This window comes from Nonomuraea rhodomycinica, assembly GCF_013363995.1.
Classification (GTDB): domain Bacteria; phylum Actinomycetota; class Actinomycetes; order Streptosporangiales; family Streptosporangiaceae; genus Nonomuraea; species Nonomuraea rhodomycinica.
Genome location: NZ_JABWGO010000015.1, coordinates 1 through 14,558 on the forward strand (window position 1 = coordinate 1; position 14,558 = coordinate 14,558).

Here is a 14,558-nt window from a genome sequence, read left to right on the forward strand (position 1 = left end):
CGTGCTGTCCCCCGGCGAGACGGCGGCGAAGTCCTTCTCCGCCGGCACGCTCGCGCGGCTGCGGGAGATCAAGCGGGCCCGCGACCCGCACAACGTGTTCCGCGCGAACTACCCGGTGCTCGGATAGATCGCTCTTCGGGACGCGGGCAGGGCGTCAGCGGGCGCGCAGGACCACGATCGCGAGGTCGTCGGCGCTGGGCTCGCTGGCGAAGTCGGCGACGCCCCGGCGGATGCGCTCCGCCACCGCCCGCGCCGACAGCCCGGCGCACTCGGCCAGCAGCTTGGCCAGGCCGCCGTCGTCGTCGAGCAACCGGGCGCCCGAGCGGCGCTCGGTCACGCCGTCGGTGACCGCGAGCAGCACGTCGCCGTGGTCGAGGTGCACGGTGTCGGCCTCGAACACCACCTCGGAGAAGACTCCCAGCAGCGACTGCGGGGTGGTCACCGTCTCCACCTCGCCGTTCGCCTTGAGCCGCAGCGCCTCGGGGTGGCCGGCGGACACCATCCTGATCTCCAGGCCCGTCGCCACCGGCGTGATGTCGCCGTGCAGCAGGGTCAGGAACCTCGCCCGCTCGCCCTCCTCCAGGATCGCCTGGTTGAGCCGGCCCAGCACCGCGGCCACGCCGTACCCCTCGCGGGCGAGCAGCCGCAACGTGTGGCGGGCCAGGCCGGTCACGGCCGCCGCCTCCGGGCCGGTGCCGCACACGTCGCCGATCGCGAAGCGCCAGGAGTCGTCGCCGGCCTTGAACAGGTCGTAGAAGTCGCCGCCGACCTCGTTGACCTCACCGGCCGCCTCGTAGATGACGCCGTAGTCCAGGCCGGGCACCTCGGGCTCGTTGGGCGGCAGCAGGCTGCGCTGCAGCGCCCGGTTGGCGGCGGCCTGCTGCGCGTACAGGCGGGCGTTGTCCATGGCGAGGGCGGCGCGCCTGCCGATGTCCTCGGCGAGCTGGATGACCTCGTCGGGGAACCGGTCGGAGCGGCCCAGGAACATCACGCCGAGGCCGCGCCCGCGCGCGGTCAGCGGGACCGTGAGCACCTGGGAGTCGGCCACGTGCATGAGGGACGGCTGCTCCTCGACCGCCTCCACGTCGATGTCCTCCAGCTCCTGGCGCAGCCCGTCGATGCGGGCCTCGTCGGCGTGCCAGACGTAGACCAGGCGCATGGGCCCGTCGGCGTTGTCGGAGGTGTAGACGGCGCACCAGCTCGACAGCCTGGGCACCACGACCTGGGCGATGATGGCCGGCACCATGTCGGGGTTGAGGGTGCCCGCGAGCAGGTCGCTGGCGTCGGCCAGGAACCCCAGCCAGTGCGGGCCGCGCGAGCTCTCGACCGGCCGATCGGGTACGACTGTTTCCGTGGAGCCGGGTAGCGTGAGTCGTGCCCAGTGGACGTGCCCGTCGCGAGAGAAGGTGATCCCCCATTCCGCCACCGTCACAGAGGGGGCCTTCGGATCGCCCTGAGGGGCGTTGCGCTGCTTCAGCTCCACCTGGACGGCGTCGCCGTGGTGCTTCCACACCACCTCGAACGGCTCGTCGACGACCTGCTCCGCCAGATCACCCGTGACCTGCTCGGCGGTGTGCTGCAACAGCCCGCCGACCGCCCAGGCGGTCATCACCTCACGCGTGAACCGCATCGCGGCCGGCACAGCGGTCTCTCCGGGCGCGAACGTGGCGGCGAGCACCGCCTGAGGAGAAGCAGTCATCCCATCGTGCCTACCACACTTCCCACTGACTTGGGGTAAATCCAAGGACAGGACTACGAGCTACACAACGTGACAGACTTGAACCACTCAAGCGGCACCCCGCGCGTCAAGGAGGGCCTATGACCACGGTCAGGACCGCACCCGTATCCGAGGAGAAGGTCTACAGCGAGGCCGATCTCGTCCCCATCCTGGAGACGCTCTTCTCCTGGCGCGACGGCGACTTCCGGCGTCGGGTGCCCCACGCCAAGCCGGGCATCCTGAGCGAGGTCCGGCTGCTCCTCAACGAGGTCGCCGACCGCCGTGAGCATCTGGCCAACGAGCTCAACCGGGTACGCAAGGAGGTCGTCAAGGAGGGCCGGTTCGGCGAGCGGCTGACGCCCGGCCCCGGCGTCGGCGCCTGGTCCGAGGGCGTCGAGTCGGTCAACATGCTGATCGACGCCCTGGTGAGCCCGGTGAGCGGCGCGGCCGACGTGATCGACGCCGTGGCCAAGGGCGACCTGTCGCGGCGCATCGACCTCGACCGGTCGGCCCGCGGCGAGGTGCGCCGCCTGGGCAAGGCGATCAACGGCATGGTGGACCAGCTCGCCCTGTTCAACTCCGAGGTGACCAGGGTGGCCCGCGAGGCGGGCACGGAGGGCCGGCTGGGCGGCAGCGCCAACCTGCGCGGCATGTCCGGGAGCTGGCGCGACCTGACCGAGGCCGTGAACACGATGTCGTCGCGGGTGGCCGCGCAGGTGCGCGACATCGCCGTGGTGACCACCGCCGTGGCCAAGGGCGACCTGAGCCGCAAGGTGACCGTCGACGCCGTGGGCGAGATGTTCGAGTTGAAGAACACCGTCAACACCATGGTCGACCAGCTCTCCGCGTTCGCCGAGGAGGTGACCCGCGTGGCCCGCGAGGTCGGCACCGAGGGCCAGCTCGGCGGCCAGGCGCAGGTGACGGGCGTGTCGGGCGTCTGGAAGGACCTCACCGACAACGTCAACTTCATGGCCAACAACCTCACCAGCCAGGTGCGCAGCATCGCCACCGTGGCGACCGCGGTGGCCCAGGGCAACCTGTCGAAGAAGATCACCGTCGACGCACAGGGCGAGATCCTCCAGCTCAAGGACACCCTCAACACCATGGTCGACCAGCTCTCGTCGTTCGCCGACGAGGTCACCCGGGTCGCCCGCGAGGTGGGCACCGAGGGCAAGCTGGGCGGCCGGGCCGAGGTCAAGGGCGTCTCCGGCGTCTGGAAGGACCTCACCGACAACGTCAACTCGATGGCCGCCAACCTGACGTACCAGGTGCGCAACATCGCCCAGGTGACCACCGCGGTCGCCAACGGCGACCTCACCCGCAAGATCGACGTGGACGCCCAGGGCGAGATCCTGGAGCTCAAGTCCACGATGAACACGATGGTGGACCAGCTCTCCTCGTTCGCCTCCGAGGTGACCCGCGTGGCCCGCGAGGTCGGCACCGAGGGCCAGCTCGGCGGCCAGGCCCAGGTGCGCGGCGTGTCGGGCGTCTGGAAGGACCTCACCGACAACGTCAACTCGATGGCCAACAACCTGACCTCGCAGGTGCGCCAGATCGCGGCCGTGTCGTCGGCCGTGGCCCAGGGCAACCTGTCGAAGAAGATCACCGTTGACGCGCAGGGCGAGATCCTCCAGCTCAAGGACACCCTCAACACCATGGTCGACCAGCTCTCGTCGTTCGCCGACGAGGTGACCCGCGTGGCCCGCGAGGTGGGCACCCAGGGGCAGCTCGGCGGCCAGGCGCGGGTGCAGGGCGTGTCGGGCGTCTGGAAGGACCTCACCGACAACGTCAACTTCATGGCCAACAACCTGACGTACCAGGTGCGCAACATCGCCGAGGTGACCACCGCGGTCGCCAACGGCGACCTCACCCGCAAGATCGACGTGGACGCGCAGGGCGAGATCCTCGCCCTGAAGACCACCATCAACCGCATGGTGGACCAGCTCTCCTCCTTCGCCTCCGAGGTGACCCGCGTGGCCCGCGAGGTGGGCTCGGAGGGCCAGCTCGGCGGTCAGGCCCGGGTCGAGGGCGTCGAGGGCACCTGGAAGCGCCTCACCGAGAGCGTCAACGAGCTGGCCGGCAACCTCACCACGCAGGTGCGCGCCATCGCGACCGTGACCAGCGCCGTGGCCCGGGGCGACCTGACCCGCTCGATCGCCGTCGAGGCCCAGGGCGAGCTGGCCGAGCTCAAGGACAACATCAACTCCATGGTGGCCAACCTGCGCGAGACCACGCAGGCCAACCAGGAGCAGGACTGGCTCAAGTCCAACCTCGCCCGCATCTCGCGGCTCATGCAGGGCCACCGCGACCTGTTCGAGGTGGCCAAGCTGACGATGAGCGAGCTGACGCCGCTGGTCTCGGCCCGCTACGGCGCCTTCTACAGCGTCGATCCCGAGGGTGACCACGAGCTGCTGCTGATCGGCGGCTACGGCGTGCGTCCCGACCGGGGGCCGCGCCAGCGCTTCGCGGTCGGCGAGGGCATCGTCGGCCAGGCGGCGGCCGAGGGCCGGCACATCGTGCTCGACGACGTGCCGCCCGGCTACATCACCATCGACAGCGGGCTCAGCTCCTCGACGCCGGCGCAGATCGTGGTGCTGCCGATCCTGTTCGAGAACCGCGTGCTGGGCGTGCTGGAGCTGGCCTCGTTCACGCCGTTCGGCGAGGTCCACCTCGACTTCCTGACGCAGCTCGTCGAGACCATCGGCGTCACGATGAACACGATCATCGCCAACTCCCGCACCGAGGACCTGCTGACCGAGTCGCAGCGGCTCACCCGCGAGCTCCAGGAGCGCTCCGACGAGCTGCAGCGGCAGCAGGAGGAGCTGCGCCGCTCCAACGCCGAGCTGGAGGACAAGGCGGCGCTGCTGGCCAAGCAGAACCGCGCGATCGAGATCCAGAACTTCCAGATCGAGCAGGCCCGCCGCACGCTGGAGGAGCGGGCCGAGCAGCTGGCCGTGTCCTCGCGCTACAAGTCCGAGTTCCTCGCGAACATGTCGCACGAGCTGCGCACGCCGCTCAACAGCCTGCTGGTGCTGGCCAAGCTGCTGACCGAGAACGCCGAGGGCAACCTGACGCCGCAGCAGGTCGAGTTCGCCCGCACGATCCACGGGGCCGGCTCGGCGCTGCTCCAGCTCATCAACGACATGCTCGACCTGTCCAAGGTCGAGGCGGGCCGCATGGACATCCACCCGATCCAGGTGTCGCTGCCGAAGATGGTGGACCTGCTGGAGGCGGCGTTCGCGCCGCTGGCCGCCGACAAGGGGCTGTCGTTCAGCGTGGACGTGGCCGCCGACGTGCCGCAGGAGCTGCGGGCCGACGAGCAGCGCCTCCAGCAGGTGCTGCGCAACCTGCTGTCCAACGCGGTGAAGTTCACCCCGCGGGGCGAGGTCAAGCTGCGGGTCGCGCCCGCGCCGCCCGGGGTCGCCTACGACGACGAGACGCTGCACGAGGCGACCGACCTGCTCGCGTTCCAGGTGATCGACACCGGCATCGGCATCGCGCCGGACAAGCGGGAGCTGATCTTCGAGGCGTTCCGGCAGGCCGACGGCACGACCAGCCGCAAGTACGGCGGCACGGGGCTCGGCCTGGCGATCTGCCGCGACATCGCCCGGCTGCTGGGCGGCGAGATCCACGTGGACAGCGAGCTGGGCAAGGGCAGCACGTTCACGCTGTACCTGCCGGCCTCCTACAGCGGGCCGCTGGCCGCCGCCGAGGGCGACGCCGGCCGCCGCCAGCTCATGACCACCACCCCGGTCGAGGAGCCTGCCGCGCCGGAGCCGCCGGTGCCGATGGACCTGCCCGAGCTGGTCGAGACGCCGACGGAGGCGCCGCAGTGGCAGGGCGACGACCCGCTCAACGGCGCCAAGATCCTCATCGTGGACGACGACATCCGCAACGTGTTCGCGCTCACCAGCGTGCTGGAGCGGCACGGCTCGACGGTGGTCTACGCCGAGAACGGCCGGGAGGGCATCGAGCAGCTCGAACGCAACGAGGACGTCGCGCTGGTCCTGATGGACATCATGATGCCCGAGATGGACGGCTGGGCCACGACGTCGGCCATCCGCCGCATGCCGCAGTTCGCCGATCTGCCGATCATCGCGTTGACCGCTAAGGTCATGCGGGGCGATCGTGAGAAGAGCATCGCCTCGGGCGCGTCGGACTACGTGCCCAAGCCGGTCGACGTGGACCGTCTGCTCGAACGGCTGCGCGGTTGGCTCAGCCGTGGGCGGGTGTCGACCACCACGGACCCAGCCGAAGGGGCGTGATCCATGACGGATCGAGCCAAGATCCTCCTGGTCGACGACCGCGAGGAGAACCTGATCGCCCTTGAGGCCATCCTGAGCTCGCTCGACCTGGTGCCGGTGCGCGCCCGGTCGGGCGAGGAGGCGCTCAAGGCCCTGCTCAACACCGAGTTCGCGCTCATCCTGCTCGACGTGCGCATGCCGGGCATGGACGGCTTCGAGACGGCCGCGCACATCAAGCGGCGCGAGCGCACGCGCAACATCCCGATCATCTTCCTGACCGTGGTCGACAGCGCCCCCGACTACGCCTTCCGGGGCTACGCGGCGGGGGCCGTGGACTACCTCACCAAGCCGTTCGACCCGTGGGTGCTGCGGGCCAAGGTGTCGGTGTTCATCGAGCTGTACAACATGAACAAGCGGCTGGCCGAGCAGTCGGCGTTGCTGCGCGAGCGGGTGGTGGGCGAGCTGCCGCCGGGCTTCAGCGAGCCGGCGTCGGTGCTGCCGGAGCTGTCGCGGCGGCTGACCGCGGTGGAGGAGGAGCTGGCGCGGGTCCGGGAGCTGGCGCGCAAGTCGCCCGACCCGGCGCTGTCCGCCCCGCTGGGCGACCTGGCGGAGCGGGTGACCGCCCTGCGGGCCGGGTTCGACGCGCTGTCATGACCCGCCGGAAATGGGCAAATCGCGGCCTTTGACGTAAAACCGGGGACAATATCCCCCAACGTATCGATTTATCACCATTTTGGTTCTCTACAGTCGGAAGGATCCGATGCAGAGGAGAACCGATCTGATGCATGATGATGGCTTCCTCCGCGAGCTCGTCGCCATGAAGGACGAGATGGGCGTCGTGTCGCTGTACGTCACCGCGGGACCGCGGGTGGACCCGGGGATCCGGCCCGCCTGGGAGATCCGGCTCCGCGACGAGCTCGCCGCCGTGCGCGCCCAGGTGTCGGCCTGGCCGGAACGGATCCGGCGCTCCACCGTGCTGGAGCACCTGGACGCCCTCGAACCCGAGATCGACAGGCTGGTCGACCCTTCCGAGCCGGGGATCGGGCGGGCGCTGTTCGCCCCGGTCTGCTCGGACGAGATCCAGCGGACGTCGCTCCAGATCCCCTTCGTGACGTGCGCGGTGCTGGAGTCCACCGCGTACGTGCGCCCCATGCTCACCGCGATGGCCACCGGCGCCCCCGCCGGCGTGGTCGTCGTCCGCCGGGACGGCGTCCGGATCGTCGACTACCGGTACGGCAAGGCCGAGGACGTCTACCGGTCCGCGTACGCGCTGGACTCCGACGACTGGCGGGAGATGCGCGGACCCGCGCAGGCCGGCACGGACCAGCGCTCGTCGGTCCACCGCGACCTGTTCCGGCGGCGCGCCGAGGAGAACCTGGTGCGCCACCTGTACGCGATCGCCCCCGAGATCACCGGCCGGGTCGGCTCCCTGGGCTGGCAGGACGTGCTGCTGGTCGGCGAGCCGCGGCTCACCTCGGCGCTGGGGAACGCGCTGCGCCCCCTCGACCCGGTGCGGGTGGACAAGGTCGTGCCGGACGAGCCGGCCGCCGACGTGGTCAACCGGATCGTCGAGGAGCTGGTCACGGTGCGCGTCCGCCGGGACGCGGAGCTGGTCCAGCGGGTCGTGGACACGACGCTGTCCGGCGGGCGGGCCGTGCTCGGGGCGCCCCAGACGCTCGCCGTGCTCAACGAGGGACGGGTGGGCCGCCTGCTCCTCGACGAGAACGGGCACTGGCACGGCGGCCGGGGGCCGGACGGGTTCCTCTACCCCGCCGACCAGGTGCCGCGGGGCATGGTCACCACGGACGAGCCCGACCTCGGGGAGCGCATGATCGAACGGGCGCTGGAGAGCCGGGCCGAGGTGACGATCATCCATCCCCACGCGGCGGGCGCCCTGGCGCCGTACGGCGGGGTGGGCGCGCTGCTGCGCTGGTAGGACCCGTTCCTCAGTGGCGGGCGCGTTCGAGGGCGTCCCAGAAGCCGCGGCGCAGGGCGTGGCGCACCTCGTCGTGCAGCAGGAAGTCGATCGGCAGGGACGAGCCCTGCAGCAGCCTGGCCTCCAGATCCGACGGCATGCGGGGCTTGCGCGCCAGCACGGCCTCCAGCCACAACGCGGGCGCGTCACGGGCGACCGACTCGCCGAAGTCGTGGCCTTCGCGGTGCGCGGCCTTCACCGCGTCGGCCAGCGTGGTGGCCTGCGAGGTCGAGGGGGGCGACGGCGGCGTCGCCTGCGGGCCGGTGAAGGCGCCGAACGGCTGGTAGGACCCGTTCGACGGCTGCGCGGGCTGCGACGGCTGCTGGTAGGCGCCGTTGGCCGGCTGCGCGGCGAACTGCCCGGTGGACGGCGACTGCTGCGACGCCGGCTGCTGGATGGGCCCGGTCGCCGGGGCCTGGCCGGCCGGCTCCTGGTGGTAGTACGTGGGCGACGGCGACGGCGTCGAGGACTGGCCGCGGCCGGACGACGGCTGCGCCTCGGGCTGCGCCGCGGGTGTGGCGGGAAGCGCCGGGGACGGGGTCGTCGGCGGGGCGGCGTGGCTGCCGCTCGGCTTGGGCGCGGGCAGCGGCGTGGGCAGGGACGAGGACGGCGGCGGCGCGGGCGGCAGCGAGTGGGTCGCGGCGTGCGCGGCGGCGTGGCCGTTGGAGAGCGGGTGGTGCCCGTTGGCGACCTCGCTGATGCCGGTCACCAGGTTGACGAACGGCCGCAGGTGGACGCTGCCCAGCTCGATGAGGTCGTCGCCCTCCTGGCGCAGGGCGCGCGAGACGGCCCAGGCGCCCTCGGTGGCGATGTGCACCACGGTCACCCGGATGCCGAGGTCCTGCGCGTCGCAGACGACCTGCGCGAGGTCCTCGTCGCCGCTGACGACCACCGCGTCGCAGATGGCGTTGTTGCGGGCGAGCGTCATGAGGTCGCGGTGGACCTGGGCGTCCACGCCCTCGCGCCGGCCCGGCCGGATGCGCGACAGGCGGAGCTTGAGGCCCGGGATGTCGGCGAGGACGTCGTGCTCCGGGGTGCGGCGGCCCTCGACCGTCGCCTCGTACCAGTAGCAGCGCAGCAGCGGCAGCCCGGTGCGCTCCCGCGCGAGGTTGCTCATGAGCTGGAGCAGACCCGGGTAGTCCCACGCGACCGCCTCGCGATGACGGGTCCCATGCACGGCCATCGCGCCGTCGGCCAGCAGGTAGCCGGCGTCCACGAACAGCGCGCAGCGATCCACTGTGACACCGCCCCTTTCCTGATGGTCCGACCTCACTGGCTCTGCACCGTCAGAGCCGGACTGGCGGCCCTTTCTCAGGGTAGTGAAAGCGGGTGATCGTCCGAGGGTTAATCCCGACGATTCGCCACCGGGCCGGGCATACGCCAGATGATTCATGAAGACCGTACCAGTTTGTCCGGGTTTATGGTTACTGGCGCGTACGGGTGCTGACAGCGGCAATTCCAAACAAAATCGCATCTTTCTCGCTGGTAATGGTGAGGGTGGGATCGTCCCCGAGGTCCGTCTCGAACGTGTCCACGTCCACGCCGAACGTCATGCCCGGCGCCCCGTCGGAGGAGCCGTCGAACGGGTTGGCGGCGTCGCGGTCGCCGCCCGCCGGCACCAGCGGGCCGCCGCCGGCCGACACCGCGTCGCCGTCCAGCTCGGCGTCGCCCTCCCACGTCACCAGCCGCACCCGCGCCGGCGTCCGTCCCGCCGCCGTCCCGCCGGGTGGGCGGCTTTCCGTCGCCACGCCGGGCGTCTCGCCGGAAGGCGCGCCGGGCGTCCGGCCGAGCGCCTCTCCGGAAGGCGCGCCCGGCGTCCGGCCGAGCGCCTCTCCGGAAGGCGCGCCCGGCGTCCGGCCGAGCGTCTCGTCCGGCGTCCGGACGGGTGCGAGGCCGTCGAGCGGGAGGCGCAGCGGGGCGCTCCCGCCGCCGGTCGCGACGGCTCCGTCCAGGACGACCGTCCTGGTGTACGGCCTGGCGGGGTCGGTCGCGAGGACCACGAGGCTCCACCCCGCGTGCCGGGACACCCCCGGCCGCATGGGCGCGTCGGCCGCCCACCAATCGCCCTCCCTCCTGGAGGCGGCGACCAGGCCGGTGACGTCGGCGAACGCCTGGTAGGCCGGGCCGGACGGCAGCCTGGCCTCCTCCACCTCGTCCGGCCGCACCGGCTCGTACCTCCGGTGGCCCGGCGGCCTGAGGCTGATCGGCCCCGGGACGCTCCCGCCGGCCGACCAGTAGAGCCCCGCCCACACGATCCGGCCGCCCCGTGGCATCCGCAGGCGCGCGGCGCTGGAGGCAGCCGTGGAGCCGGTCCGGTCGGCGTCGAGCGGGACCATCGACCACAGGTCGTTGTCGCGTCTGGCGCCCTCGCGCCGCCGCGCCGCGGCGCAGCCGGTCTGGCCGCCGGGGCAGGTCAGGAAGGAGTTGCCGATCGCCATGACCGCGACCTTGCCCTCCGTGGCGAACCTCGCGGGCGCCCCGGACGGCCGCACCCCCGTCGCGGCTCTGGCCGCCGTCCGCACCCGCCCGGCCCTGATCCGTACGGCGGGGGCCGCGCCGTCCCCGGCGCCGGCGGCCACCTGGACGCGCAGGAACAGCACCGTGCTGTCACCGGCTTCCAGCGGCCCTCGGACGCACCGCGCCCCCTCCGGCACCGATCGGCACGTCCACCTGGCGACCGCGCCGCCCGACCGGCGGGGATCGGCGGATCCGCCGGACGACCTCGGCGAACCGGCGCCGTGACGGTGACGACGCGTGGACGTGCCCCCATCCGCCGCCCCCGCTCTGCCCGGCGCGGCGTCCGGGCTCGGCGGGGTGCCGAGACTCGGCGGGGTGCCAGGGCTCGGCGGGGTGCCGAGACTCGGAGCGGTGCCGAGGTCCAGCAGGCCGCCGAGATCCGGTGACGTCTCCCGCCCCTGCGCGCCACCGTGCTCCTCCGGCCGATCACGACCCGAGGAGCCGTCGGGGCCCGAGGAACCGTCGCGGCCCGAGGAACCGTCCCGGCCCGAGGAACCGCCGCCCCCCGAGGAGTGAGCGGCGCCCGAGGAGCCGCCGGCGCCGGGGGCGGCGCCGCGGCGGCCCGGGGTCTCGTCCTCGGGAGGGGCCGCGCCGCGCGGCGGAGCGGGTCGTGACGGGGCGGTCGCCGGACCCAGCACGGCCCCGTGGCCGCGGCTGCCCGGGGGCATCATCGTCATCCCCGGAGGCAGGTCCACCATGGCCTTCATGCCCGCGCTCGGCCCCCTGCCGTAGTTGCGCACCCGGATCGCCACGATGCCGGCCCGGCCCCGCACCAGCGCCCCCAGCGGCTCGATCGTGGCACGCAGGCGGGCCTCGTCGCCGCCGGTCGGGTCCCCGGGGTCCGGGCCGGGCGGTGAGATCGGGTCCGGCTCCACCACGGTCAGCGGCGACCGCCCGGACCCGAGCGGGTGGGCCATGGGCGAGGTGGCGATCCGTTCGACCGTCCGGCTCCCGGAGGCGACGGCGAACGTCGTGGCCGCGGCGACGGCCACCGCCGCACCGCCCGCCACGGCCACCCGCGGGCTCGCCGCCACGCGCTGGAGCCAGCCGACCAGGCGGGGGCTCCGGCGCGCCCCACGAGCGCCGGCCTCCCCCTCACCACCTCCGCCCTCAGCGCCTCCGCCCTCAGCGCCTCCGTCCCCAGCGTCTCCGCCCTCAGCGCCTCCCGCCCCGGGACGGCCTCCGTCGGCCCCACCGCCGCCGGCGCCTCCCCTTCCGGCTCCTCCCCCTCCGGCCCCGTTTCCTTCAGCGTCTGCGCCCTGCGGGCCCTCCCCGCCCGCCCGGTGCTCCGCTCCCGCCCGGTCGGCCACGGACTCCCAGAAGGCGAGGTCCTCCTCCTCCGCTTCCGCCCCCTCGTCCGTGTCCCGATCGTCACCCTCCACCCCCCAGAACGCGGCCTCCTCGTCCGCGCGCCGGGCCGTCACCGTGACCCGAAGCAGCGCCGACCCCGGGGCCCCCGCCGACGCGCGCGACGGGTCCGCCGCGTACTCGGGGAAGGCCGGGCCGGCCAGCAGGGGCCCGACCACCACCCGGAGCCCCGCGCCGATGTCCGCCAGCTCGGTCAGCACCGCGTGGCAGCGGGCGCAGCCCCGCGCGTGCGCCCGCACCGCCCTGGAGTCGCGCCGCGACAGCCCGCCCCGCACGTGCGCCGCCATCCTGCCCAGCACCGGCACGCACGCCGGGTCGGGCGAGGCGGACAGGTACAGCCGGACGTACGCCTGTCTCAGCCCCTCACGGGCCTGGTAGGCCAGCGGGGGGACCTCGCCCCGCGACAGCCCCAACAGGGGCGCCACCTCGGCGGGCCCGGCGCGTTCGACCTCGACGTGCCACAGCACCGCCCGCCACCGCTCGGGCAGCGACAGGAACGCGCGGGCGAGCATCGACCTCTCCAGCCCCGCGAGCGCCGGGTCCACGAACGGCGCGGCCGGGTCGAACGGGTCGTCCGGCGTCACCCGGCGGCTCTCGACCCGCGCCCGGTCGTGCACCGTGCGCCGCACCACGGTCAGCAGGTACGCGCGGAAGGCGTCCCGCGGCCCGGCTCCCCGTCCGACCAGGTCGAGGATCCTGGTGAACGCCTCCGCCACCACGTCCTCGACCTCCGCCTCCCCGCGGACGAGGTGGCGGGCCAGCGCGCGTGCGGCGGGCGCGTGGCGCTCCTGGAGCAGGCGATAGGCGGCGGCATCGCCCACTTCGACGGCTTCGAGGAGTTCGGCATCGCTCTGTGGTGATGCAATACACATGGTCACCTCGCGATTACGATTCGTTGCCTCGCCGAGTCATTCCGCAGCCATGGGCGTGGTCAAACCCCCGGCGCGCCTTTACCTGCGGACCGGAGGGAACGCGTCCTGATCAGGCCCCTAAGCTTGGGCGCATGACGGATCGCGACGACCTGCTGACCGAGATCGAGAACAAGGCCGTGGTCCACGGCAAGGTGGTGCTCTCCTCCGGCAAGGAGGCCGACTTCTACCTGGACCTGCGCCGCATCACGCTCGACGCCGTGGCGGCGCCGCTCGTGGGCAGGGTGATGCTGGACCTCACCGCCGACCTGGAGTACGACGCCGTGGGCGGGCTCACCCTGGGCGCCGACCCGGTGGCCGGGGCGATGCTGCACGCGGCGGCGGCGCGGGGACGCCGGCTGGACGCGTTCGTGGTGCGCAAGGCGCAGAAGGCGCACGGCCTCCAGCGGCGCATCGAGGGCCCGGAGGTGAAGGGGCGACGCGTGCTCGTGGTCGAGGACACCTCGACGACCGGCGCGTCGCCGCTGACGGCCGTGGAGGCTCTGCGTGAGGCGGGCGCCGAGGTGGTGGCCGTGGCCACGATCGTCGACCGCGGCGCGGCCGCGCGCATGGCCGAGGAGGGGCTGGAGTACCGCAGCGCGTACACGCTCGCCGACCTGGGGCTCTGAGCCGCCCCGCGCCCGGGTCGCGTCAGGGCGCCTCGACCGTGAACGCCTCGCGCTCGCCCGCCTTGCCCTGGGCGCGCGGCCTGCCGTTCTCGGTGACCCGGACCGTGGCCGCGTCCGTGAGCACGACGTCGAGCTCCGGCTGGAAGTAGCGCACCTCCTCGCCCCTGGTCATGTCGCGATACTGCAGCACGTCGCCGCCCGGCACCCGGACCGTGACGAGGGGGCAGGTGTCGGCCACGCATTCGAGGCGCACGGTCGGCACCTGGGCGCCGGCCGTCGGCTCGGCGGTGGCGCGCTGCGGCTCGGCCCGCTCAGGGGTGTCGAGCGACAGGAACAGCGCGCGCCCGCCGATGACGAGAAGTGTCGCGACCCCGGCGACCGCGAGAACGGCGACCGCGAGGCGGGCGAGGCCCATCGGATCTGACCTGTGGCGTCCCACACACCGGAGAGTACCCCCGGGAGAGGCCGGTCCCGGCTACGGGCCGTCGGTGCTCGTGGGGACGCGGTGGTGCTTGCCCGTGGGCATCGGCGCGGCCTTGGGATTCCGGCGCCGCTTGACCACCTCGAAGATGATCGGGATCAGCGAGATCAGCACGATGAGGAAGACGCCCGGCAGGATGTACTTGTCGATCTGCTTGGGGTCGACCTTGTTGCCGAGGAAGTGGCCGAGCAGCAGCAGGCCCTCGACCCACACCACGCCGCCGATGACGTTCCAGACGAAGAACCGCTTGGCGGGCATCTCCAGCACGCCGGCGACCGGGTTCATGAAGGTGCGGACGATGGGCACGAACCGGGCCAGCACCACGGCCTTGGCCGGGCCGAACTTCTCGAAGAACTCCTCGGCCCGTACGACGTGCTCGCGCTTGAACAGCCGCGAGTCGGGCTTGTCGAACATCCTCCGCCCGAACCGCGCCCCGAGGAAGTGGCCGAGCTGGGCGCCCGCGATGGCGCACAGCGGCGTGCCGATCAGCAGCATCGGGAAGGACAGCGGCTCGATCCCCATGCCGACGGCCACGGACGCGGAGCTGAAGATCCCGGCCGCGACCAGCAGCGAGTCGCCCGGCAGGAAGAAGCCGAGCAGCAGACCCGTCTCGGCGAAGATGATGGCCAGAACGCCGATCGTCGCGAAGGCGCCGAGGATGGTGAGCCACCACGTCGGGTCGAGGAGATTCAAGAGCGAGTCCACAGGCTGAGCCTACC

The 14,558-nt window shown here is 72.7% G+C and carries 10 protein-coding genes; 5 read left to right on the forward strand and 5 right to left on the reverse strand.

Features of this window, described 5'->3' with window-relative positions; genetic code table 11:
• The first annotated feature begins 1 nt into the window (after position 1).
• The gene (locus HT134_RS47365) at positions 2 to 127 is read left to right on the forward strand and encodes a BBE domain-containing protein (protein WP_312888071.1); all 126 of its coding nucleotides are present in this window, start codon (positions 2 to 4) and stop codon (positions 125 to 127) included.
• A 27-nt stretch (positions 128 to 154) separates the two neighbouring features.
• Here the strand turns inward: HT134_RS47365 and HT134_RS39725 are convergent, their stop codons facing one another.
• Positions 155 to 1,699, reverse strand: coding sequence for a PP2C family protein-serine/threonine phosphatase (locus HT134_RS39725; RefSeq protein WP_246366396.1), 1,545 nt, complete (start codon positions 1,697 to 1,699; stop codon positions 155 to 157).
• A 119-nt stretch (positions 1,700 to 1,818) separates the two neighbouring features.
• Between HT134_RS39725 and HT134_RS39730 the strand changes: the two genes are divergently transcribed.
• The 3 genes from HT134_RS39730 (at position 1,819) to HT134_RS39740 (ending at position 7,897) form a co-directional block, all read left to right on the forward strand.
• A complete protein-coding gene (locus HT134_RS39730; protein WP_175605667.1) occupies positions 1,819 to 5,982 on the forward strand; it encodes a HAMP domain-containing protein in 4,164 nt (1,387 codons plus the stop codon).
• Between the two features lie 3 nt (positions 5,983 to 5,985).
• Positions 5,986 to 6,615, forward strand: a complete 630-nt coding sequence (locus tag HT134_RS39735) for a response regulator (RefSeq protein WP_175605668.1) — start codon at positions 5,986 to 5,988, stop codon at positions 6,613 to 6,615.
• Between the two features lie 127 nt (positions 6,616 to 6,742).
• Positions 6,743 to 7,897: a VLRF1 family aeRF1-type release factor gene (locus HT134_RS39740; protein WP_175605669.1), complete on the forward strand. Its 1,155-nt coding sequence runs from the start codon at positions 6,743 to 6,745 to the stop codon at positions 7,895 to 7,897.
• Positions 7,898 to 7,907: 10 nt separating this feature from the next.
• Here HT134_RS39740 and HT134_RS39745 read toward each other — a convergent pair whose 3' ends face one another.
• Both HT134_RS39745 and HT134_RS47370 read right to left on the reverse strand, forming a co-directional pair.
• Positions 7,908 to 9,173 carry an NYN domain-containing protein gene (locus HT134_RS39745; protein ID WP_175605670.1) on the reverse strand — a complete coding sequence of 422 codons (1,266 nt, stop codon included), beginning with the start codon at positions 9,171 to 9,173 and terminating at the stop codon, positions 7,908 to 7,910.
• Between the two features lie 187 nt (positions 9,174 to 9,360).
• Positions 9,361 to 12,642, reverse strand: coding sequence for a sigma-70 family RNA polymerase sigma factor (locus HT134_RS47370; RefSeq protein WP_175605671.1), 3,282 nt, complete (start codon positions 12,640 to 12,642; stop codon positions 9,361 to 9,363).
• A gap of 182 nt (positions 12,643 to 12,824) precedes the next feature.
• Between HT134_RS47370 and pyrE the strand changes: the two genes are divergently transcribed.
• Positions 12,825 to 13,358: an orotate phosphoribosyltransferase gene (gene pyrE / locus HT134_RS39755; protein ID WP_175605672.1), complete on the forward strand. Its 534-nt coding sequence runs from the start codon at positions 12,825 to 12,827 to the stop codon at positions 13,356 to 13,358.
• A gap of 22 nt (positions 13,359 to 13,380) precedes the next feature.
• Here the strand turns inward: pyrE and HT134_RS39760 are convergent, their stop codons facing one another.
• Positions 13,381 to 13,797, reverse strand: a complete 417-nt coding sequence (locus HT134_RS39760) for a hypothetical protein (protein WP_175605673.1) — start codon at positions 13,795 to 13,797, stop codon at positions 13,381 to 13,383.
• Between the two features lie 36 nt (positions 13,798 to 13,833).
• Positions 13,834 to 14,544 (reverse strand): DedA family protein, encoded by a 711-nt coding sequence (locus HT134_RS39765; protein WP_312888776.1) that lies wholly within the window; start codon positions 14,542 to 14,544, stop codon positions 13,834 to 13,836.
• Positions 14,545 to 14,558 lie beyond the last annotated feature (14 nt).